General features: G+C 73.3%; 18 protein-coding genes. 9 read left to right on the top strand and 9 right to left on the bottom strand.

What is annotated here, in order from left to right; all coding sequences use genetic code 11:
- Position 1 precedes the first annotated feature (1 nt).
- Positions 2-205 carry a hypervirulence associated TUDOR domain-containing protein gene (locus QUG93_RS09915; protein WP_289473742.1) on the bottom strand — a complete coding sequence of 68 codons (204 nt, stop codon included), beginning with the start codon at positions 203-205 and terminating at the stop codon, positions 2-4.
- Between the two features lie 200 nt (positions 206-405).
- Between QUG93_RS09915 and QUG93_RS09910 the strand changes: the two genes are divergently transcribed.
- A complete protein-coding gene (locus QUG93_RS09910; protein ID WP_289473741.1) occupies positions 406-1,458 on the top strand; it encodes a serine/threonine-protein kinase in 1,053 nt (350 codons plus the stop codon).
- Between the two features lie 41 nt (positions 1,459-1,499).
- Complete coding sequence (locus tag QUG93_RS09905; protein WP_289473740.1) at positions 1,500-2,123, top strand: phosphoribosylanthranilate isomerase; 624 nt, start codon at positions 1,500-1,502, stop codon at positions 2,121-2,123.
- A gap of 85 nt (positions 2,124-2,208) precedes the next feature.
- Here the strand turns inward: QUG93_RS09905 and QUG93_RS09900 are convergent, their stop codons facing one another.
- The 3 genes from QUG93_RS09900 to QUG93_RS09890 all read right to left on the bottom strand — a co-directional run bounded on the left by QUG93_RS09900 (position 2,209) and on the right by QUG93_RS09890 (position 4,191).
- A complete protein-coding gene (locus QUG93_RS09900; protein WP_289473739.1) occupies positions 2,209-2,967 on the bottom strand; it encodes an HAD-IIB family hydrolase in 759 nt (252 codons plus the stop codon).
- Between the two features lie 51 nt (positions 2,968-3,018).
- Positions 3,019-3,477, bottom strand: a complete 459-nt coding sequence (locus QUG93_RS09895; protein WP_289473738.1) for an acyl-CoA thioesterase — start codon at positions 3,475-3,477, stop codon at positions 3,019-3,021.
- 120 nt (positions 3,478-3,597) lie between these two features.
- On the bottom strand, positions 3,598-4,191 hold the full coding sequence (locus QUG93_RS09890) for a nitroreductase family protein (RefSeq protein WP_289473737.1): 594 nt from the start codon (positions 4,189-4,191) through the stop codon (positions 3,598-3,600).
- A 93-nt stretch (positions 4,192-4,284) separates the two neighbouring features.
- Here QUG93_RS09890 and QUG93_RS09885 point away from each other — a divergent pair, with 93 nt between their 5' ends.
- Positions 4,285-5,208: an AEC family transporter gene (locus QUG93_RS09885; RefSeq protein ID WP_289473736.1), complete on the top strand. Its 924-nt coding sequence runs from the start codon at positions 4,285-4,287 to the stop codon at positions 5,206-5,208.
- Positions 5,209-5,269: 61 nt separating this feature from the next.
- Here QUG93_RS09885 and QUG93_RS09880 read toward each other — a convergent pair whose 3' ends face one another.
- The 3 genes from QUG93_RS09880 to QUG93_RS09870 form a co-directional block, all read right to left on the bottom strand.
- Positions 5,270-6,106 carry an exodeoxyribonuclease III gene (locus QUG93_RS09880; RefSeq protein ID WP_289473735.1) on the bottom strand — a complete coding sequence of 279 codons (837 nt, stop codon included), beginning with the start codon at positions 6,104-6,106 and terminating at the stop codon, positions 5,270-5,272.
- Positions 6,107-6,168: 62 nt separating this feature from the next.
- Positions 6,169-7,536, bottom strand: a complete 1,368-nt coding sequence (locus tag QUG93_RS09875) for a M23 family metallopeptidase (protein ID WP_289473734.1) — start codon at positions 7,534-7,536, stop codon at positions 6,169-6,171.
- Positions 7,537-7,621: 85 nt separating this feature from the next.
- Positions 7,622-9,292 carry a hypothetical protein gene (locus QUG93_RS09870; RefSeq protein ID WP_289473733.1) on the bottom strand — a complete coding sequence of 557 codons (1,671 nt, stop codon included), beginning with the start codon at positions 9,290-9,292 and terminating at the stop codon, positions 7,622-7,624.
- 97 nt (positions 9,293-9,389) lie between these two features.
- Between QUG93_RS09870 and pyrE the strand changes: the two genes are divergently transcribed.
- Entirely contained in the window at positions 9,390-9,941 is a 552-nt protein-coding gene (gene pyrE, locus QUG93_RS09865) for an orotate phosphoribosyltransferase (RefSeq protein ID WP_289473732.1), read from the top strand.
- The gene (locus QUG93_RS09860) at positions 9,938-12,310 is read left to right on the top strand and encodes a hypothetical protein (protein ID WP_289473731.1); all 2,373 of its coding nucleotides are present in this window, start codon (positions 9,938-9,940) and stop codon (positions 12,308-12,310) included. The genes pyrE and QUG93_RS09860 overlap by 4 nt, the downstream gene beginning before the upstream one ends.
- A 126-nt stretch (positions 12,311-12,436) precedes the next feature.
- On the opposite strand, the gene QUG93_RS09855 is transcribed toward QUG93_RS09860, so the two are convergent.
- Complete coding sequence (locus QUG93_RS09855) at positions 12,437-13,390, bottom strand: aldo/keto reductase (RefSeq protein WP_289473730.1); 954 nt, start codon at positions 13,388-13,390, stop codon at positions 12,437-12,439.
- Positions 13,391-13,498: 108 nt separating this feature from the next.
- Here QUG93_RS09855 and QUG93_RS09850 point away from each other — a divergent pair, with 108 nt between their 5' ends.
- Both QUG93_RS09850 and QUG93_RS09845 read left to right on the top strand, forming a co-directional pair.
- On the top strand, positions 13,499-14,143 hold the full coding sequence (locus QUG93_RS09850) for a HEAT repeat domain-containing protein (protein ID WP_289473729.1): 645 nt from the start codon (positions 13,499-13,501) through the stop codon (positions 14,141-14,143).
- A gap of 581 nt (positions 14,144-14,724) precedes the next feature.
- Entirely contained in the window at positions 14,725-16,002 is a 1,278-nt protein-coding gene (locus QUG93_RS09845; RefSeq protein ID WP_289473728.1) for a calcium:cation antiporter family protein, read from the top strand.
- Positions 16,003-16,286: 284 nt separating this feature from the next.
- Here QUG93_RS09845 and QUG93_RS09840 read toward each other — a convergent pair whose 3' ends face one another.
- Positions 16,287-16,976 (bottom strand): metal-dependent transcriptional regulator, encoded by a 690-nt coding sequence (locus QUG93_RS09840; RefSeq protein WP_289473727.1) that lies wholly within the window; start codon positions 16,974-16,976, stop codon positions 16,287-16,289.
- Here QUG93_RS09840 and QUG93_RS09835 point away from each other — a divergent pair.
- Positions 16,975-17,880: a CPBP family intramembrane glutamic endopeptidase gene (locus QUG93_RS09835; protein ID WP_289473726.1), complete on the top strand. Its 906-nt coding sequence runs from the start codon at positions 16,975-16,977 to the stop codon at positions 17,878-17,880. The two genes, QUG93_RS09840 and QUG93_RS09835, sit on opposite strands and share 2 nt — an antisense overlap.
- A 276-nt stretch (positions 17,881-18,156) precedes the next feature.
- Positions 18,157-19,926 carry a phosphatase PAP2 family protein gene (locus QUG93_RS09830; protein WP_289473725.1) on the top strand — a complete coding sequence of 590 codons (1,770 nt, stop codon included), beginning with the start codon at positions 18,157-18,159 and terminating at the stop codon, positions 19,924-19,926.
- Positions 19,927-20,014: the final 88 nt, after the last annotated feature.

Genomic DNA, 20,014 nt, shown 5'->3' with positions numbered 1-20,014 from the left:
GTCACTTCTCCGTGAGGGCTGACTCCTTGTGCGCGGCCTTCTTGCCGGACTTCTCCGACTCGACGATCCAGTACGGGTCGTCGTCGGTCGGCTTGAAGTCCTGACCGTCGAACGTGAAGTCCTCGGTCTTCTTCTCGACGAGCTTGCCGGTCGTCTTGCCCTGCGAGGTGTTCCAGTGCACCTCGTCGCCCTTCGACAGCGCCATCTTGTCCTCCTTGCGTAGTGTCCCGGGTCGGTGGACCACGGACGCTACCCGCACAGATCCGCGGATCCACGGCGGTCTGTCCCCCATCACGATGTCGTAACGCCCCAGCGGGACGGGGTCGGGACGCGTACCGTTGACGACGAGTCAGCACGTCGGCAGCCGCCGCGGACCCGATGGCTCCGGACGGAACGATGTACCCCATGACCCTGGTCGACAGCGCACGAGCCGACACGGTCCTCGCGGGCCGCTACCGGCTCGTCAAGCTCATCGGGACCGGTGGCATGGGATCCGTGTACGAGGCCCGCGACGAGCACACCTACCGCGCCGTCGCCGTGAAGCTCTTCGCGACGCCGGACTCGATGACCACGGCCGACCGGGTCCGCCAGGAGCGCGAGATCCGTCTGCTCAGCATGCTCTCGCACCCGGGCCTGGTGCCGCTCTACGACGCCGGTACCCACGACTTCGAGGACGGCCCGCACCGCTTCATCGTGATGGAGCTCATCGCGGACACGACGCTGCTCCGGCGGCTGGCCAGCGGCGCCCTGCACAACTACGAGGTCGCCGACCTCGGCGCGCAGCTCGCCGACGCCCTGGCCTACGTGCACTCGCGCGGGATCGTGCACCGCGACGTCAAGCCGGCGAACATCCTCATCAACGACGAGGGTGCGTCCGGTTTCGCCCGCTCGGTCAAGCTCACGGACTTCGGCGTCGCCCACTTCGTCGACGGTTCGCGTCTGACGAACGACGGCACGATCATCGGTACCGCCGCGTACCTCAGCCCGGAACAGGTCGCGGGTGAGCCGATCGGCTTCGCCACCGACGTGTACTCGCTCGGCCTGGTGCTGCTCGAGTCGCTGACCGGCAAGCAGGAGTACTCGGGCACGCTCATCGAGGCCGCCCTGGCACGCCTGCGGCACGACCCCCACGTCCCCGACGAGGTCGGTCCGGACTGGAAGGACCTGCTCGCCAAGATGACGCACCGCGACCCCGCGCGGCGTCCGACGGCGGTGGCGGTGGCGAACGCGCTGCGCGGCGGGTCGACCCAGATCACCGGCCCCGTGCCCCTCGGTCCGGACCGCACGAAGCACAAGCGCGACACGAAGCTGCACCGGGCGGCGCACCGGCACGCGAAGCGCGGGACCTTCACGGCTGTCCGCCGCTGGCGTCGGCGGAACGTCCTGGTCGGGTCGTTCGCCACGTTCGGCGTGCTGGCGGCCTGCGCGGCGGCCTACGTCGCGGGCACCCTGCACTGATCCACGTCCCACCGCAGGGACGTCCCTGGCAGGATGGGACCATGAGCGACCAGCGCTGGATCAAGATCTGTGGCCTGTCGACGCCCGAGACCGTGGACGCCGCCGTGGACGCCGGTGCCGACGCGGTCGGGTTCGTGTTCGCCGCCGGGAGCCCTCGCACCGTCACCGCGGACCTCGCCAAGGAGCTGGTCGAGCGGGTGCCCGACGGCATCGACGCCGTCGGCGTCTTCCGTGACCAGCCGATCGACGAGGTCGTCGGCATCGCGTCGGAGGTCGGGCTCACCACCCTGCAGCTGCACGGCCGTGAGTCGGCCAGCGACTTCGCCCGCGCCCGCGACGCCGGCTTCTTCACCATCCGTGCCGTGTCCACGGAGGACTACCTGCGCGAGAGTGCCGAGGAGCGCGCGTCCTTCGACCACGACCTGCTCCTGCTCGACGCGGCCGTCCCCGGCAGCGGCCGGCTCGTCGAGCCCACCTCGATCGCGGGCAAGGTGGACGAGGCCTGGATCCTCGCGGGCGGGCTGACGCCGGCGAACGTCGTCGCCGCCGTCGAGGCGCTCGACCCCGACGGCGTGGACGTGTCGAGCGGCGTCGAGTCCGAGCGTGGCGTCAAGGACGCCGCGAAGATCCGGTCCTTCGTCGAGGCGGTCCGCAGCATCCCCTGAGACCTCCTGCGGCCCTGGACGGGGCCGTGACGGACGGGAGGCGCGGTGCCGGCTGGCACCCCGCCTCCCGTCCGTCAGGTGCGCGTCAGCGCAGGGTGGGGATGAGCTCCGTCAGGAACGCGTCGGTGTCCTCCCAGCCCTCCACCGCGTGGCAGGGCACGCCGAGGGCCTTCACCGGGTAGTCGTTGCCCTCGGGGTCGAGCCGGTCGCCGACGAAGAGCATGTCGTCGAGCGCGATGCCGGTCAGCTCGGCGAGGCGGCGCATGCCGTAGGCCTTGTCGATGCCCTTCCGGGTGATGTCGACGCTCGTCGACCCACCAGAACGCACCTCGAGGTCGGGGAGCTCCGCCTGCACGAGCCGGCGGAGGTGGTCCTTCTTCTCGCCGGTCGGGTCCCAGCGCTTCTTCACGTCGACCGGTGCGGACTGGCCGAGCGCGGAGAACGTGATCTGCGAGCCGCGGTCCTCGAGGATCGCGCCCCAGGTCTCCGACTCCCAGTACCCGGCGGCCTTGGCCTGTGCCTCGACGGCGGCGAGGGCACGTGCCTTCTCGTCGTCGGTGAGGTCCTCGGCGTACTGCAGCGCCCAGTCCGAGCCGGACCAGCGGTAGTACGCCGTGCCGCACGTCGGGAGCAGGTGCAGGTCGTCGAGGACGAGCCCGTCGCGCTCGCGCAACGGGTGCACGAGCTGCTGCTCGAACTGCTGGAAGTTGCCGCCCGAGATCACCGCGACCGGCACGGTGGCGAGCAGGGACGCGAAGGTCTCGAGCATGCGCGGGTCGAGGGGGGACTTCGACGGCGCGAGCGTGTCGTCGAGGTCGAAGGCGACGAGGCGGGGCGTGGTCATGGGACCGATTCTGTCAGGTGCTCGTGTCCGGTCGCTGCCGTCGCCCGCGGTTCAGGCCCGGTGCGTGCTCGGCACCCGGTCGCGCGCGTAGGTGATGTCGGTGTACCCGTGCGGGGCGGGGTTGCCGTCCTCGTCGAGGTTGACGAAGACGATCTCGTCGATGGTCAGGATGCTGCGGTGCGTGAAGAGGTTCCTGGCCTCGGCGCGCATGGTGAGCGACGTCCGGCCGAAGCGGGTGGCCACGAGACCGATCTCGACGATGTCGCCCTCGCGCGCGGACGACACGAAGACGATCTCGGACATGTACTTCGTGACCACCGCGCCGTTGCCGAGCTGGATGATCGCGTACACGGCTGCCTCCTCGTCGATCCACCGGAGGAGGCTCCCGCCGAACAGGGTGCCGTTCGCGTTGAGGTCCTCGGGGCGGACCCACTTGCGCGTGTAGAAGTTCATCTCCGGCGCCGTGGGGACGTCGACGGGGCGGTCGGGTTGCTGCTGGTGCTGATCCATGTCCGTACATGGTACGACGGCCGGCCCCCGTCGGGACCGGCCGTCGTGTGGCTCGGCGTGGTGCGCGTGGTGCGCGTGGTGCGCCGGCAGTGTCTCGCGTCGTGGCGCCCGTCGTGCGGACTACTCCTTGACGAGGACGACCTCCTCGAGGGGCAGGCGGGTGCGCGGGGCGACCTCGCGCTCGGCGGCCTTCTCGTCGAGCTGCGACGGGTCGGCGACGGTGCCGATGGCGGTCACCGTGTAGGGGAGGAAGCGCTCGGGCAGGTCGAACGCGGCGCGGAGGCCCTCGGCGTCGATGCCGGCCATCTGGTGGACGTGGAGCCCCTCGGCGTGGGCCTGCACGGTCAACGCGGCGAGCGACTGGCCGAGGTCGTACTGCGCGAACGGACGCGGCTCGCCGTCCTCGGTCACGGTCTCGAGGACGCCGACGACCAGGGCGCTGGCGCGGAACGCCCACGCGGCGTTGAAGCCGAGCAGGTTCTCGTTGATCTTGGCGAACGTCTCGGTGCCACGGCGGCCGGCGACGAAGCGGCGCGGCTGGTGGTTCATGGCGGATGCGGCCCAGCGGGCGGCCTCGAGGACGGCGTCGAACTGCGCGTCCGAGATCGTCGCGGTCTCGTCGTAGGAGCGCGGGCTCCAGCGTTCCTCGAGCAGCGGCACGAGCGGCTGGCTGGAGTCGGTCGAGCGGGAGAGCGTGTCAGTCGTCGCGGTCATGGTGCGTGCAACGGCGGCGGTCGCCTCCGCATTTCCACCCTGTGAGCAGTCACATGCACGCCGGGTGCCCAGGGGGCTGCGAGGATGGGGGCGATGGGTGGCGTGTTGACGGGGTTCGCGATCATCGGCGCGATCATCGGCGCCGGGTACGTCGTCGGCCGCGTCCGGCTGCTCGGCCCGCACGCGCAGTTCGTGATGAGCCGGCTGGCCTTCTTCGTGCTGATGCCGTGTCTGCTGTTCCACACGATCGCCACCGCCCACATCGAGACGCTGCTGTCACCGATGCTCTGGGTGTCGCTCGTCAGCGCCGTCACCGTGGCGCTCGTGGCGGTCGTCCTCTTCCGCCTGGTGCTGCGGCGGTCGGTCGCGACGACCACGGTCGGGGCGCTGGCCTCCGGCTACGTCAACGCCAACAACATCGGACTCCCCGTCGCCGTCTACGTGCTCGGGCAGGCGACCGCGGTCGTCCCGGTGATCCTGCTGCAGCTCGTCGTGCTCGCACCGCTGGCCCTCACCGTGCTCGACGCGGCGACCGCGGGCGGGGGCGGCTGGCGCGCGCGTCTGGCGGGGCCGTTCCGGAACCCGATCATCATCGCCTCGCTCGCCGGCTTGGTCTGCTCGGCGCTGCGGATCGAGTTGCCGGCGCCGGTGCTCGAGCCGTTCTCGCTGGTGGGTGCCGCGGCGGTGCCGGTCGTGCTGCTGTCCTTCGGGATGAGCCTGCACGGCGCCGCACCGCTCCGTGACCCGGCGATCCGACCGGACGTGCTCGTCGCCTCGGCGCTCAAGCTGCTCGTGATGCCGGCGGTGGCGTTCGTCGTCGCGCGGTTCGTGTTCGGTCTCGACGACCAGGACGTCTTCGTGCTGACGACCCTCGGGGCCCTGCCCGCGGCGCAGAACGTGTTCAACTACGCCCAGCGGTACCAGGCGGCCGTGCCGGTGGCGCGGGACGTCGTGCTCATCTCGACCGTCGGCGCCGTGCCCGTCCTGGTCGTCGTCGCCGCGCTCCTGCACCCGTAGGCGCCGGCGCCGGCGCCCGCGCCCGCGCCCCGCTGTGCCTGCGCCGGGGTGGCGGTCGGTGTCAGAAGATCATCGGGCGGTCGTCGTCGAGCGAGGTCTCCAGGTCGAGGTCGACCGACACCGGGACGTGGTCGCTCGGCGCGTCGCCCTTGCGCTCGTCGCGGTGGATCGTGGCGCCGACGGTGACGTCCGCGAACGCCTGTGAGCCGAGCACGAAGTCGATGCGCATGCCCTCGTTGCGGGGGAAGCGGAGCTGCTTGTAGTCCCAGTACGTGTAGCCATCGGGCACGATCGGGCGGACGACGTCCTGCAGCCCCCGCGCCTCGAACTCGCGGAACGCCGCACGCTCGGGCTCGCTGACGTGGGTCGCACCCTCGAAGACGCGCACGTCCCAGACGTCCTGGTCGAGCGGCGCCACGTTCCAGTCGCCCATCAGTGCGAGCGGGGTGTCGGGCTCGGCCTCGAGCCACTCGGTGGTGCGGTCGGCCAGCTGCGCGAGCCAGTCGAGCTTGTACGTGTAGTGCGGGTCGCCGAGCTCGCGGCCGTTCGGCACGTAGAGGCTCCAGAGGCGCACACCCTCGACCGTGACGCCGATCGCACGGGCCTCGACCGGCAGGTCCGGCCCCTCCTGGCCCTTGAGGAACCCGGGCTGCCCGGGGAAGTCCCGCGTCACGTCCTCCATCGGCAGACGGCTGGCGAACGCCACACCGTTCCACTGGTTGAGGCCGTGCGCCTCGACCTGGTACCCGGCGGCCTCGAACGCCTCGACCGGGAACTGCTCGGGCTTGCACTTGATCTCCTGCATGCCGAGGACGTCGACGTCCTCGCGCACCAGCCAGTCGACGATCCGGCCCACTCGGGTGCGGACGGAGTTCACGTTCCAGGTCGCCACGCGCATGGGATCGAACCTACCGGTGACGGCTGGCACGCTGCTCGCGCGCTCGCGGTGTCCGCTCCTGGCTAGAGGCCGACGCCCCGCGCCGCCATGAAGGGTGCCGGGTCGGTGGTCGCGCCGCCGATGTGGACCTCGAAGTGCAGGTGGCAGCCCGTCGAGTTGCCCGTCGAGCCGACCAGGGCGATGAGCTGCCCGGCCGAGACGCGCTGGCCGGGGGAGACCCGGAAGCCGCCGTTCACGATGTGGCCGTACGCGGTCGAGACACCGCCGCCGTGGTTGATGCGGACGTAGTTGCCGTAGCCGCCGTACCAGCCGACGTACTCCACGGTGCCCGCTGCCGCCGCGACGATCGCCGTCGAGCAGCCGCTCGTCAGGTCGAGGCCGTCGTGCTTCGTGACGCGTCCGGTGATCGGGTGCACGCGGTACCCGTACGGGCTGATGACGTACCCGCCGCCGGGGCGCACCCAGCCGGTGCCCGACCCGGAGCCGACGCCGCCGCCTCCACCGCCACCCGTGCCGCCGACGGGAGCGCCCCCGCCACCGCCACCGCCACCGCCACCGCCGGAGTTCGCGGCCGCCGCCGCTGCCGCACGCTGGCGCTCGAGTTCGCGCCGCGCTGCCTCGGCGGCTTCGCGCCGGGCCTTCTCCTCTGCCGCCTTGCGGACCTTCTCGCCCTCGGCGAACTCGGCCTCGGTCCGGATGCGCCCAGAGGTGAGCGTCGCGAGCTGTGCGTCGAGCCGCGCCTTGTTCTCCTGCTGCTCGTCGTAGGCGGTCTGCACCTTGTCGGCCGCCGCCTGTGCCGCCTGCATCTTCCGCTCGGCCTCGGCCGCGAGCTCGTCCAGTGCCTTCGACGCCCGGTCCGCTTGGGCCGTCAGCGAGCGGGCGACCGCGGCGTCCGCGCTGGCCGCTGCTTCGACCCGTTCGGCCTGCTCCGACAGCTTGCTCAGCGCACCGAGGTCGTACAGCAGGTCGCGGGCGTCCTCGCCCTCGGCCAGCACCGACGCGGTGACGTCCGCACCGCCGTGCCGGGCCATCTGCGCCGCGAACTGCCCGGCCTGCGACGCGCTGCGCTCGGCGATCTCGGCGTGCTCCTCGGCGTCGGCCCGGAGCTTCTGCTCCTTCTCGGCGGCGTCCTGCGCGTCGCTCTGCGCCTCGAAGAAGTCGTCGCCGAGGCGCTTCGCCTCGGCCTCGGCCGCCTTGACCTCGTCCGCGAGGCCCGAGATGATGCCGCGGATCTGGGTGATCTGCTCCTGCTTCGCGGACTCCTGCCCGCGAGCGGCCATGACCTCGTCCCATGACGGGTACTTCGCGGCACTGGCGCTCGGCGCGTCGACGAGCACCGTCGCGAGCAGACCGGCCAGGGCCAGACCGGTGGCGAGGAGTCGCAGACGAACGGTGGGGCGCGGGACGCGGTGGCTGGCGGGACGAGTCACGGGGTCGAGCCTATACATCCGTACAGACGATCCGACACGCCGCCGCGCCGCCTGTGGACAACTCCCGCTCGTCCGGGCGTCCGGCTCAGAACCCCCGCTCGCGCCGGATCCGGTCGGCGCTGCCCACCACGTCGCGCTGCAGCACCGCGGCTCCCGGGGTGCCCGCGTAGTCGTAGACGTCGAACCCGGTGCAGTGCGTGATCGTCGCCGGGGCGCCGAGGGAGTCCTCCACCGCGGTGGTCCAGAGGTCGTTCGCCCCGATCACGACGAACGTCGGCTCCGCGTCGCGGTAGGCCCCGAGGTCGACGAGCCACGGGTACGTCTCGAACGTGTCCTTGACCTGCAGCAGCTCGACGTCGGTCGACGCGTACGCCGCCAGGGGCCGGACCGTCCAGAACTGCCCGACGCCGGTGACCTGGCGACCGTCCGCCCAGCGGTCCAGGCACGCGGCAGGCGTGTACCGCGCGGTGGCGACCGCGGCGACCGTGCCCGGCGCCGTGGCGATGCCGGTCACCAGCACGAGGGCGGCCGCGACCGCGAGCACCAGGCGGACCGTCCGCCGCGGGCGGTGCACCCGGGTCCGGCGGACGGCGGTGCGCGCGAGTTCCGCGACGGCGACGAGTGCCAGGAGCGGTGCCGTCACGACGGGTTCCAGGTACCGCGGCGTCGGTGAGCCGGCGACGACCACCCCGACGGAGACGGCCACGACGGTCACGAGCGGCAGGACCGTCGCCACGAGCACCGTCCGCGCCGTCCGCACCCGCCACGCCCACACGGTGCCGCCGGCTGCGAGGAGCACGCCGACGAACAGCAGCAGCAGCCCCGCGTCACCCGCCGCAGAGCCCGCGCGGTCGTCGGTCAGCGCCGCGAAGAACGCCAGGGTCGACAGGGCCTGGTCCGGGTGCACGTAGGTCGACGGGTCGAGGGACACGAACGGCGCGAGCGGGATGCGGAGCAGGTACCCGACGACCGACCCGGCCACGAGCGCTCCGGACGTCCACGCCGCCGGTCGCCAGGGGACGCGCCGTGCGGCGGCGAGGAGCCCGAGGGTCACGACCACGGGACCGGCCGACCACGGCACGTACAGGGGGTTCGACGCCGTCGTGCACGCCGCGACGAGCACCGTCACGACGAGCACGGTGACCGACGCCCGGCCCGTGCGCACCGTGCGGAGCACGAGCACGGCGGTGCCGAGCACGGCGAGCAGGGCGCCGTAGTAGTAGGTGGTCGTGAGGAGCAGGGACCCGAGCTCGAGCGACACCGCGGTCGCCGACGACTCCGTCAGCACGACCGCCGTGACGAACCCCAGCGCGAGCGCGGACACCGCGATCCGGGCCGACCGTCGCGCTGCCGGCATGAGCTCGTTCGCCGCCGCCCGCACGAGCGCGTACACGGCGAGCAGCACGAGCACGCCGTTGAGCGCGAGCGCCTGCTGCGGCGTCGCCGTGACGAGCGAGCAGAGCAGGTACACCGGGAGCTCGGGGAAGAAGAACAGCGACGGCGACATCGCCCACTCGAACGGCTGCCCGAGCCGGATCGAGCGCTCGACGAGCGGCAGCAGCACGGAGTCCCCGTCGTACCAGAGCAGGGCGACCCGCTCGGTCGCCACGACGTGTCGGAGGGCGATGACGGCCAGGGCCAGCGCGACGGCGGCGCCCAGTGCCTCCCGGCCGACGGCGGCCACCCGCCCGCGGCGGGGCGGTGGACCGGGTCGGGGAGCGGCCGACGCCTCCGACTCCGGGACGGACAGGGACATGAGCCGGAGCGTACCGAGGTCGCCGTGGCGCCGTCTGCGCACGGCGGCTGACGGCCGACGGGCGCGATCCGGGGCCGAACGACTACCCTTGTGGGCTGTGACCGACACGCGCGACCAGTTGATCCAGCACATCTCCGACGATGCGGTGTTCCACGGCGACTTCACGCTGACGAGCGGCAAGCAGGCGTCGTACTACATCGACCTGCGGAAGGTGAGCCTCGACCACCGCGTCGCGCCGCTCATCGGACAGGTCATGACCGACCTGCTGCAGCAGGTGCCGGACGTCGACGCGGTCGGTGGCCTGACCATGGGAGCCGACCCGATCGCGAGCGCGGTCCTGCACCAGGCAGCCGCCCGCGGGCTCGCGTACGACGCATTCGTCGTGCGCAAGGAGCCGAAGGACCACGGTCGCGGCCGCCAGGTCGAGGGCCCGGACGTCCGCGGCAAGCGCGTCGTCGTCCTCGAGGACACCTCCACCACCGGCGGCTCCCCGCTCAAGGCTGCCGAGGCACTCGAGCGCGAGGGCGCGATCATCGCGGCCGTCGCCGTCGTCGTGGACCGCGACACCGGCGCGAAGGAGCGCATCGAGGCCGCCGGGTACCCCTACTTCGCCGCGATCGGGCTGGCCGACCTGGGGCTGAGCGCGTGACCGGGGAGCGTCCGGACGACGCGCGCGAACCCGACGGTCCGTCCGGCCCGGCAGACGGGACGGACGGACAGGAGGCCCAGCGCGCGTCCGCCTCGGACGCTCCGTTCCGGGGACTCCGGAGCGCCGCCGACATCTTCGGTGCGCCGCGTGCGGAGGACGACTGGCCCTCGCGCCGCGAGCGGCGCGAGGCCGAGCGGGCTGCCCGCGAGACGGGGGCGCCGCTGCCCGAGCCGTTCGAGCCGGAGCCGGGTGTCACGAGCCAGGGGACCTCGGCTGGGTCGTCGGGGCCCGATGACGAGGACGCGGGTGCGACGCAGGCCATCCCGATGAGCGACGAGCTGCGCGAGCCGTCGGTGAACCCGCAGGCGGCCGTGGAGCACCAGCGGGAGACCCTGGGCGACCGGATCCCGCCCGCGGCGCCGGTGCCGCCGACGAGCACGGCGTCACACCCGTCCTCGATCTCGCTGCCGACGGCGATGCGCCACCGTGACCAGCGCGCCGCCGAGAACCGGGCAGTCGACGAGGAACGCCGTCGGACCGACCCCTTCGGGCAGGGCCGCAGCGACGTCGACTGGCTCGGCCGGGCGACGGGGTCGCAGCCGCCGGCACCCGAGCCGACGCCGACCGGTCCGGTCGCGCAGCCGATCGGGGTCGGGAACGTGCTGCCGCCGACGCCGGCCGCGCCGACGAACGAGCCCCCGAGCTTCACCGAGCTGCTGCGACTGCAGGCCGTCGACGATGCCGACGGTGCGGGTGCCGGCGCGGTCGGTGGTGCTGCGGCCGAGCGGCCCTTCGACTGGGCGATCCGTGACGACGAGACCGGCGAGGTCCCGACGACGCTGACCACCGACCGCTTCGACACCACCGCGTTCGGCGCGGGTTCGTGGTCGCTCGCCGACGAGGCCGACGACGACGTCGTGTCCGGCGAGGTCGACACCCCCGCAGGCGGGCTGCCGACCGGACTGCTGCCGGCTCCGCGCGGGGACGCTGCGGCGACGACCGCGCTGCCCGCCGCGGGCGAGGACGCTGCGGCGACGACCGCGCTGCCCGCCGCGGACGAGGACGCTGCTGCGACGACCGCGCTGCCCGCTCCTGCCGACGGACGCTCGCCCGACGCCGAGACGCCGGCTCCGACCCCGGTGTCCGCCACTCCCTGGTGGACCGTGCCCGATGGCACCGTGCCCGACGACACCGAGCCCGACGACACCGTGCCCCCGGCCGCCGCTCCGCCCCTGGTCGAGCCCGCCGCTCCCGAGACCACCAGCGCGTACCCCGCGCACCTGCCACCCTCGGTCGGGCAGGACCTCGGCGCGCTCGCCGACGCCAGCCGCTCCGACACCAGCCGCTCCGACGCCGTCCGCTCCGACGCCGGCCGCTCCGGCGCGGGGCCGCACGACGACGACCAGGACGGCCGCGCCGGTCGTCTGCCCGCCGCCGCTCCGGAGGACCTCGACCAGTCCGAGTGGGACGGCCGCGAGACGAGCGACACGAGCGCCATCAAGGACCTGTTCGGCACCGCGGCCGTCGGCCAGCTCGGCGGGACCGGGTACGACCCGGACGATGCCGGCACACGCATGATGCCGGCCGTCGGCGAGGGCGCCCGGCCCGCAGCACCCGCACACGCACCGGGCCCGGGCCGCACGAGGTACGGTGCGGCGGCGACCGGCCCGGCCGCCGGGTCCGGCGGCAACGGCAACGGCGACCGCGACAACTTCATCAACGAGGGGTTCGGCCGCCTGCGCAGCGAGGGCAAGCGCGGCAAGCAGCTCCTGATCGTCGGCGCCGTCGTGCTCATCGTCGTGCTGCTCGTCGCCGTGTTCGGGCTCACCCGCTGGATCCTCGGCAACTCGATCGACGAGGAGAGCGCCCCCGCAGCGTCGACGTCCTCGCAGGCCGCCGCACCCTCGGCAGCCCCGTCGCAGGAGGCCGCGGCACCGTCGTCGACGCCGGAGTCCCAGTCCCAGGCCCAGACGCTGCAGTTCGCCACGACCCCCGCGGCACCCGGGGTGCACCCGTGGAACGAGCTGGCCGGCGGCGAGTGCCTGTCACCCTTCACGAACGCGTGGTCGGAGACCTACACGGTGGTCGACTGCAGCGTGCAGCACATCGCGCAGCTGACCGCGCGCGTGCCGGTGCGCGGCCAGCAGTGGCCGGGATCGGACGCCCTCGGGGCGCAGGCCTCGCAGGTCTGCCAGAGCTCGCAGGCCATCGACACGGCTGCGGCGGCCGCCTACGGGGACGTCCAGGTGCAGGGCTCCTACGCGCCCGACCAGGCGACGAGGGACAGCGGGAACCGCTCGATCTCGTGCTTCGCCACGCGGTCGTCGGGCCAGCCCCTGACCGGCTCCCTGGCGCCCGACGGCGCCTGACGGGCTCGTCGGCCGCGCACCACGCACCTTCGACGGTCCCCGCAGCGAGGTTCCGCTGCGAGGAACCGCCGATCGTGCGGCCCGCAGAGCGGCGGGCGGGATCACCACATCGCGTGGCCGCCCGGGTCAGGACGCGGCCGGGACCTTCGCGGACGCCTCGTCGAGCGTGCGGAGCTCCTCGGCGCTGAGCTCGAGGTCAGCGGACGCCAGGAGCGCCGGCAGCTGATCGGTGTTCCGCGCGCTGGCGATCGGCGCGACGACGTCCGGACGGGCCTGCAGCCACGCCAGCGCGACCGAGGCGATCTCGACGCCGTGGCCCGAAGCGATCTCGTCCAGCGCTCCCACCACGGCGAGGCCCTCGTCCGAGAAGTAGCCGGAGACCTGGCCCTCGCGGTCCTTGCCGGCGAAGTCCTCCTTGGTGCGGTACTTGCCGGTCAGGAACCCGGCGGCCAGGGCGAAGTACGGCACGACGCCGAGGCCCTCCGCGGCGGCGAGCGGCGCGATGTCCGACTCGTACGGCTCGCGGGTCACGAGGTTGTAGTGCGGCTGGATCGCGACCGGCAGCGCCAGACCGTGCTCCTTCGCGATCCGGATCCACTCCTCGGCCCGCGGGCGCGAGTAGTTCGAGATCGCCGTGTACCGGACGAGCCCCTCCTGCACGAGCTGGTCGAACGCGCGGACGGTCTCCTCGAGCGGGGTGTCCTGGTCGTCGAAGTGCGCGTAGTACAGGTCGATGTGGTCGGTGCCGAGCCGTTCGAGGCTGGCTCGGGCTGCCGCGGCGACGTTCTCGGCGGACAGCCCGCTGTACTGCGGGTGCTGCGAGACCTTCGTCGCGACCACGACGTCGTCACGCTTGCCCGACGCACGCAGCCACGAGCCGATCACCCGCTCGGACTCGCCGCCCTCGTTGCCAGGAGCCCACGCCGAGTAGACGTCCGCGGTGTCGACGAAGTCGCCGCCGGCACCCGTGTAGGCGTCGAGCACCCGGTGCGAGGTCTGCTCGTCGGCGGTCCAGCCGAAGACGTTGCCGCCGAGGGCGAGGGGGAACACGTGCAGGTCACTGGTTCCGATGCGGGGCATGCGGGGTCCTTCCTTGTCGTGAGGTGCCGGGCCGTCGGCCACGGCCGCTCCACGCTATGCCTCGCCCCCGTCCACGGGACCAGCGGGCACACGGTGTTGCATGAGGGGATGACCACCCTCGCCGACGCCCTCAGCGATCCCCGTTCGTCCGCCCGACTCCGTGCCGTGATGGCCGCCGGCACCGAGGCACGGCCGGACGACCTCGAGGTGCTCGTCGAGCGGTGCGCCGTGGAACCGGACCTGCAGGTGCGCGAGGCGCTGACGTGGTCGCTCGTCCGACTGCCCGCCGAGGTCGTCGTCCCCCGCCTGGTCACGGAGCTGCAGCGCCCCGAGGCACAGGCCCGCTCGCAGGCACTCCACACGCTCTCGAAGATCCGCGACGGGTCCGTGTTCCCCGAGGTCGCTGAGCGGCTCGGCGACGACGACCCCGGCGTCCGCCGGACCGCCTGGCGCGCAGCGGTCCTGCTCGCCCCGGACGACGAGCGCGCTGCGCTGGCCCGACGCCTGTCCCGTGAGCTCGGGCAGGGTGACCGCGAGACGCGTCTGGCGCTGAGCCGGGCACTCGTGACGCTCGGCGAGGACGTGGTCGCTCCGGTCCTGGCAGACGCGTCGGCCCGACGCGGCGATGCCGTCCGCGAGCACGTCGCCGAGACCGAGCGCCTGTTCGCCGACCCGGACGCCGGTTCGGCGCTCGCGCTGGCGCGCGCTCGACGCGAGGTGGCGCTGGGACGCAGCCGGCGCGCGTCCGGCTGACCACCCGGCGGACGGGAGGCGCGGTGCGGGGCCGCCCAGCGCCTCCCGTCCGTCGCACGGTCGCCGTGGGTCGTGCCCGCCCTCGCGTCGCCCGCCATCCCGCACCCCGCCCTCCCGCACCCCGTCCTCGCGTCGCCCGCCCTCCCGCACCCCGCCCTGCGCCCTCCCACGCGCTGTTCTCCCACGCCCGCCCTCCCGGTGGTGGAGCAGAAGACGTCGGGTACGCACTCCCGACTCGACGTCTTCTGCTCCACGGAAGCGGGCGGCACGTCAGGCGGGGCCCGCGAGGCGCACGCTGTCGGTCCGCGTGGCTCCGGGGCGGGCTGCGGAAGACCCGGATTCGGGCCGACGAAGAGAGCCGATCGGCTTGCGTGCGCCGATCGGAGCGCGCCAAGCTGGGTGACGAAGGGGAGTAGCTCCCAGCGCGTGCATCGACACACTGGCCATCACGACGATCGGCCCGGTGCACCACCCGCACGGTCCCACCCGTCGGGCGAGCGAGACCTTCGGCCGTCCTGCCGTGGCCGAAGCGCACCCCCACCCCGCGTCTTCCGGTGCGGCCCCGACCAAGGGACCACCCCGTGATCGACACCTCACCCGTCCGCGCCCTCGACGCCGACGCACCGACCGCCCGCATGGGCCGCAGCGCCTGGGGACGCATCGCGCTCTGCGTCGTGCTCGCGCTGCCCGCCGTGGTCTTCCGCATCGGCGGCTTCGCCCCGGACCCCGTCGTGGACCTGCTCGTGTTCGGCGGTGCCGTCGTCGCCGCCTCGTTCCTGCTCGCCTGGGCCGCCGAGGCCGCGCAGAAGGACATCAGCGGTGCGCTCGCGATCGCGATCCTCGCGCTCATCGCGGTGCTGCCGGAGTACGCGGTCGACCTGTACTACGCGTTCCGTTCCGGGTACGACCCCGCCTACGAGCAGTTCGCCGCCGCGAACATGACCGGGTCGAACCGGCTCCTGCTCGGCTTCGGCTGGCCGCTCGTCGTGGTGATCTCGCTGCTCGTCGCCCGCCGGTACGTCCGCGCCGGGGCCCTGCCGGCGTCCGCGACGAAGGTGCTGCAGCTCGAGCCGTCCTCGCGGCTGGACATCGGCTTCCTGGCGCTGCTCGCGGTCGTCGCGTTCCTCATCCCGCTGATGGGCTCGATCCCGGTGTGGTTCGGGTTCGTGCTGCTCGCCGCGTTCGTGGCGTACCTGTGGCGTGCGTCGCAGGTGCCGGACGACGGCGACGAGGAGGAGATGGTCGGCATGGCGGGCACCATCGCCGCGATGCCGCAGCGTGCGCGCCGGTGGACGATCGTCGCGCTGTTCGTCGTCGCCGCCGCGGTGATCCTGTCGTCGGCGGAGCCCTTCGCGGACGCCCTGGTCGCCTCGGGCAGCGCCCTCGGCATCGACAGCTACTTCCTGGTGCAGTGGCTGGCGCCGCTCGCGACCGAGGCGCCCGAGTTCATCGTCGCCGCGCTCTTCGCGCTGCGGGGCATGGGCGGCGCGGCGATCGGCACGCTGATCGCGTCGAAGGTCAACCAGTGGTCGCTGCTCGTGGGGTCGCTGCCGATCGCGCACGTGCTCGGCGGCGGGACCTCGGGCGGCCTGCCGCTCGACGCTCGGCAGGTCGAGGAGTTCGTGCTCACCGCGTCGCAGACCGTGCTGGGCGTGGCGATCATCATCGCGCTGCGCTTCCACCGGTGGTCGGCGATCGCGCTCGTGGCGCTGTTCGCGGTGCAGTTCGTCGTGACGGACACGAGCGGGCGGTGGGTGCTGAGCGTGGTGCACCTCGTCGCCGCGGTCGTGGTGCTGTGGGTCAACCGGAGGGACGTCCTGCCGACGCTGCGGGCGCCGTTCCGACGGCAGACCGTCTGACGAGCGGGATGTCGGCGCGCCCGGTGGGGTGCGTCGAGGTTCCAGAATCCTGCATCCTCGGCGTCACGACGGGTACCACGTGGAACTCGGACGACACGCACACGGCGAGTCGTGGAACCTCGACGAGGGCGTGAGGACGGGGGTGTGAGCACGAGGGCGTGAGCACGAGGGCGTGGGCACGAGGGGGTGGGCACGAGGGCGTGAGCACGAGGGCGTGAGCACGGGCGCGGTGGGGACGCCGCGGCCGCGAGCCGCCGGGGCCGCGGGGGCAGCAGCCGCCCGCGTCAGTCGTCGTCGGGGGCGAGCCAGATCGCCGAGGCCGCGGCGGCGGGCAGGTCGACGAGGGACTCCGCACCGGTGGTGTCCCGACGGGCGACGGCGATCACCCCGGCGTAGTCGCGGACGCGCTCCACGCGCAGGTGCGTGCCCAGTCCCACCCCGAGCTCGTCGAAGTAGCGCAGCAGCGCCGGGTCGTCGTCGGACACCCGGTCGACCACGCCGCAGGCACCGGGTTCGATCGATCCGAGCAGTGTCCCCGGCGACGCGGGCACCGTGCCGTCGGCCGCGGGGATCGGGTCGCCGTGCGGGTCGTGCGTGGGGTGCCCGAGGTCGGCGTCGACCCGGTCGAGGAACGTCTCCGAGACGGCGTGCTCGAGCGCCTCGGCCTCGGTGTGGACCTCGTCCCACGAGTACCCGAGGCGCTGCACCAGGAACGTCTCGATCAGCCGGTGCCGACGGACCATGGCCACCGCGACCTGCTGTCCGAGCGGCGTGAGCACCACCCCGTAGTACGGCGTGTGCTCGATGAGCCCGTCGCGGTCGAGCTTCCGCAGGTTCCCCGACACCGTCGACGCCGAGACCCCCAGGGCAGCGGCGATGTCCCGCGTCGCGAGCCCCTCGCCGCCGCGCTCGGTCGACTTCCACACGAGCTTCACGTAGTCCTCTGCCATGGTGGAGAGGGAGGGCAGGCGCATGCGTCAATGGTACGGACGACGGGCGACCACGACGGCACCCGTCCGGCGCCGCCGCTGGCCGGTGCCCCCGTCGATCGTGCTCGGCCTGCTGCCGCTCGTCGCCTTCGCCGCCGTTAGTGCCTGGCGCTCGCGGCCGAGCGACGACTACAGCACGCTCGGGCAGACGGTCGAGAGCGTCGTCGGGGCGCTCGTGCTGCCCGAGGGCATCGCGGTGCTCGTGCTCTGCGCCTACGTCACCGCCCTGGGCTGGTGGCCGATCGCGACCGTGGACCGGCGCCGGGCGACCCTGCGCTGGACGCTCACCGCACCGGCCCTGATCGCCGCGGTCTGCCTGGCCCGACTGCCGCTCGTCGACTGGGGCGCGCAACCGGTGCAGTACTTCGTGCTGCTCGCGGTCGGGGTGCTCTTCGTCGGGGTGTTCGAGGAGCTGCTCACCCGCGGGGTGCTGGTCGTCGGGCTCCGCCGCCGCCTGCCCGAGTTCGGCGTGTGGATCGCGTCGTGCGTGCTGTTCGGGCTGCTGCACTTCCTCAACGTGCTGGCCGGGGCGGGGGTCGGCGTCACCGTCGTGCAGGTCGTGTTCGCGGCGTCGTTCGGGTCGACGCTGTACCTGGCTCGCCGCCTGACCGGGAACCTGCTCGCGCCGGTGCTGCTCCACGCGTTCTGGGACTTCGGGTCGATCGCGGTGACGGCGACCGTCGGTACGGGCGACCTGTCGCGGATGGTGCCCGCGGGGCTCATCGGGCTGTTCGCCTTCGCGGTGCTCGCCCTCGGCATCGTCGCCGGCGGCGTGGTCGCCTGGCGGGACGACCGCGCCCGTCGCCTCGGGCGCCGGTGGCGGACGGTGCCGTCCATGGAGGCGCTCGCGGTGCAGGCAGGCGAGCCGCGCCTCCCGTCCGCCGTCTGACCGACCGCGACATCCGCCGACCACGCTGCGGAAGCCCCGCTCCGGGGGCATGCGCGCGCGCTGCGGAAGCCCCGCTCCGGGGGCATGCCCGCGCGCTGCGAATGCCCACAGCCTGCGGTCCGGTTCACCCCCGCGTGGGGGACCGTTCGCCGTCCGGCAACCACCCGTCCCTAGGTTCGCCCTGTTTCCACACCGGAACTACAGGAAGGGGCGTCGCCCACCGGGCGACCACCACACATGCGCAGACCCGCCCTCCGCGGAGTGACCGTCGCCACCGTGGCGACCGCACTCGTGATCGGCTCCCCGCTCGCCGCACAGGCCGCGACGTACCCGAGTGACTCCACCAAGCCCGACCTCGTGTCGCTGCTCAGCGGCTACGACCGGTACTGGTCGTCGAACGGGGTGAACGACCTGCACGGCACCGTGCAGGATCCGTCGACGCTGGCCACGAACGACCAGCTCACGTCGTGGATCAACCAGCACGCCACGAAGGCCCAGCAGTTCCGTGCACTGCAGGACGCCGAGTACGACAACGCCGACCGCACCGCCTACGACCAGTCCTTCACGGTGTCACAGGGGCTCGGCGACGCGCTGAGCGCGCTGTTCGTCGAGGGCCGGCACGACGGCGCCCTCCCGCTGACCGACGCGCTCATCAAGTCGACAGGCGGCACGAGCGGCGCCTTCGTCAGCACCGGCGACGCCAAGGCCCACTACAGCTACCCGCGGCCGTACCTGCCCACCGACACCGCGGCGACGCTGCCGGTCGGCGACGACACGGCCAGCTGCGACCCGGCGACCGTGAACGCGTCGTCCCTCGCCGCGAACCGCACCGGCAAGGCCTGGGCGGACGCGAAGGGCAACCTCACGATCACCCGCGTGCCCACCGTCACCGACACGACGCACGAGTTCTCGCCGAACGACGTCGTGCTCGACGCCGGGTACGGCACGAAGGGCATCTGCACCGGCGGCTCGTACCCCTCCGGTCACACGACGACGGCGTACCAGGCGGGCATCACCCTCGCCACGCTCGTGCCCGAGCTCGCGCCGGAGATCCTCGCCCGCACCTCCGAGGCCGGCAACGACCGCATCGTCCTCGGCGTGCACTACCCGCTCGACATCATGGGTGGCCGCATCGCGGGCGAGGCCGCCCTCGCCGCGCGCTGGTCGGACACGCAGTACCGCACCGAGGTCCTCGAACCCGCCCGTGCCGAGCTGACGAAGTACCTCGAGGCGAAGTGCGGCGACACCCTCGCGAACTGCATCGCGGCAGAGCAGCCGTACACGGACGACCCCTACGGCGGCCAGGCGGTGCCCGGCGGTACCGCGCAGGTGGTCACCGACCGCGCCTCGGCCGTGCAGGTCTACCGCGAGCGCATGACCTACGGGTTCGCGAAGACCGGTACCGCCGGCCTCGCCCCGTCGGTCCCGACCGGTGCGTCGAACCTGCTGCTGACGACCTTCCCGACCCTGACGGACGCGCAGCGCACCGCGGTGCTCGCGCAGACCGAGATCGCGTCGGGCTCCCCGCTCGACCAGTCCGGCACCGCGAACGGGTCGTGGGAGCGCCTCGACCTCGCCGCCGCCACGAGCGCGACCGTCGCGGTCGCCGCGGACGGCTCGGTGAAGGTCGTCGCCACCGGTGGTGCGGCGCGCGTCGTCTCCGGTGTGCTGACCGCCCCCGAGGGCACCTCCGTCGAGGCCGGTCACCCGATCGCGCTCGCCGGCACCGGCCTGCCCGCCGGCGCGACCCTGCAGGTCGTGCTGCACTCAGACCCGGTCGAGGTCGGCACGCTCACCGTCGGCGCCGACGGCACCGCCAGCGGTCCGGTGACGATCCCCGCGGGCACCGCGACGGGAGCGCACTCGCTCGACCTGGTCGACGCCTCGGGCGCCTCGGTGCTCGTGTCGCCGCTCGGCATCACGGTGACGGCCGCGCCGTCCACCGGCGGAGCCGGTGCCGGGTCCGGCACGGGTGCCGGCGCGGGCGGTGCCGGGGCGACCGGCACCGTGCCGGTCGGCGTGCACCTGCCGGTCGTCAGCGGCTGACGGTCGTCACCTCCCGACCGTCGCGTCCCACTGCTGGACGGGAGGCGCACGGCCAGCCCGTCGCGCGCCTCCCGACCGTCGCGTCCCA

The sequence above is a fragment of the Curtobacterium caseinilyticum genome, from assembly GCF_030363035.1.
In the GTDB taxonomy this organism is placed as follows: domain Bacteria; phylum Actinomycetota; class Actinomycetes; order Actinomycetales; family Microbacteriaceae; genus Curtobacterium; species Curtobacterium caseinilyticum.
Note: the sequence above shows the minus strand (reverse complement) of the source record. Positions and strands in the feature narration are given on the sequence as shown.

Coding starts and splice junctions, on each gene's coding strand:
- QUG93_RS09840 (WP_289473727.1), bottom strand. CDS start 16,976: ATGCGCCTGCCCTCCCTCTCCACCATGGCAGAGGACTACGTGAAGCTC.
- QUG93_RS09870 (WP_289473733.1), bottom strand. CDS start 9,292: ATGTCCCTGTCCGTCCCGGAGTCGGAGGCGTCGGCCGCTCCCCGACCC.
- QUG93_RS09835 (WP_289473726.1), top strand. CDS start 16,975: ATGCGTCAATGGTACGGACGACGGGCGACCACGACGGCACCCGTCCGG.
- QUG93_RS09915 (WP_289473742.1), bottom strand. CDS start 205: ATGGCGCTGTCGAAGGGCGACGAGGTGCACTGGAACACCTCGCAGGGC.
- QUG93_RS09910 (WP_289473741.1), top strand. CDS start 406: ATGACCCTGGTCGACAGCGCACGAGCCGACACGGTCCTCGCGGGCCGC.
- QUG93_RS09885 (WP_289473736.1), top strand. CDS start 4,285: ATGGGTGGCGTGTTGACGGGGTTCGCGATCATCGGCGCGATCATCGGC.
- QUG93_RS09895 (WP_289473738.1), bottom strand. CDS start 3,477: ATGGATCAGCACCAGCAGCAACCCGACCGCCCCGTCGACGTCCCCACG.
- QUG93_RS09905 (WP_289473740.1), top strand. CDS start 1,500: ATGAGCGACCAGCGCTGGATCAAGATCTGTGGCCTGTCGACGCCCGAG.
- QUG93_RS09880 (WP_289473735.1), bottom strand. CDS start 6,106: ATGCGCGTGGCGACCTGGAACGTGAACTCCGTCCGCACCCGAGTGGGC.
- QUG93_RS09850 (WP_289473729.1), top strand. CDS start 13,499: ATGACCACCCTCGCCGACGCCCTCAGCGATCCCCGTTCGTCCGCCCGA.
- QUG93_RS09890 (WP_289473737.1), bottom strand. CDS start 4,191: ATGACCGCGACGACTGACACGCTCTCCCGCTCGACCGACTCCAGCCAG.
- QUG93_RS09900 (WP_289473739.1), bottom strand. CDS start 2,967: ATGACCACGCCCCGCCTCGTCGCCTTCGACCTCGACGACACGCTCGCG.
- QUG93_RS09855 (WP_289473730.1), bottom strand. CDS start 13,390: ATGCCCCGCATCGGAACCAGTGACCTGCACGTGTTCCCCCTCGCCCTC.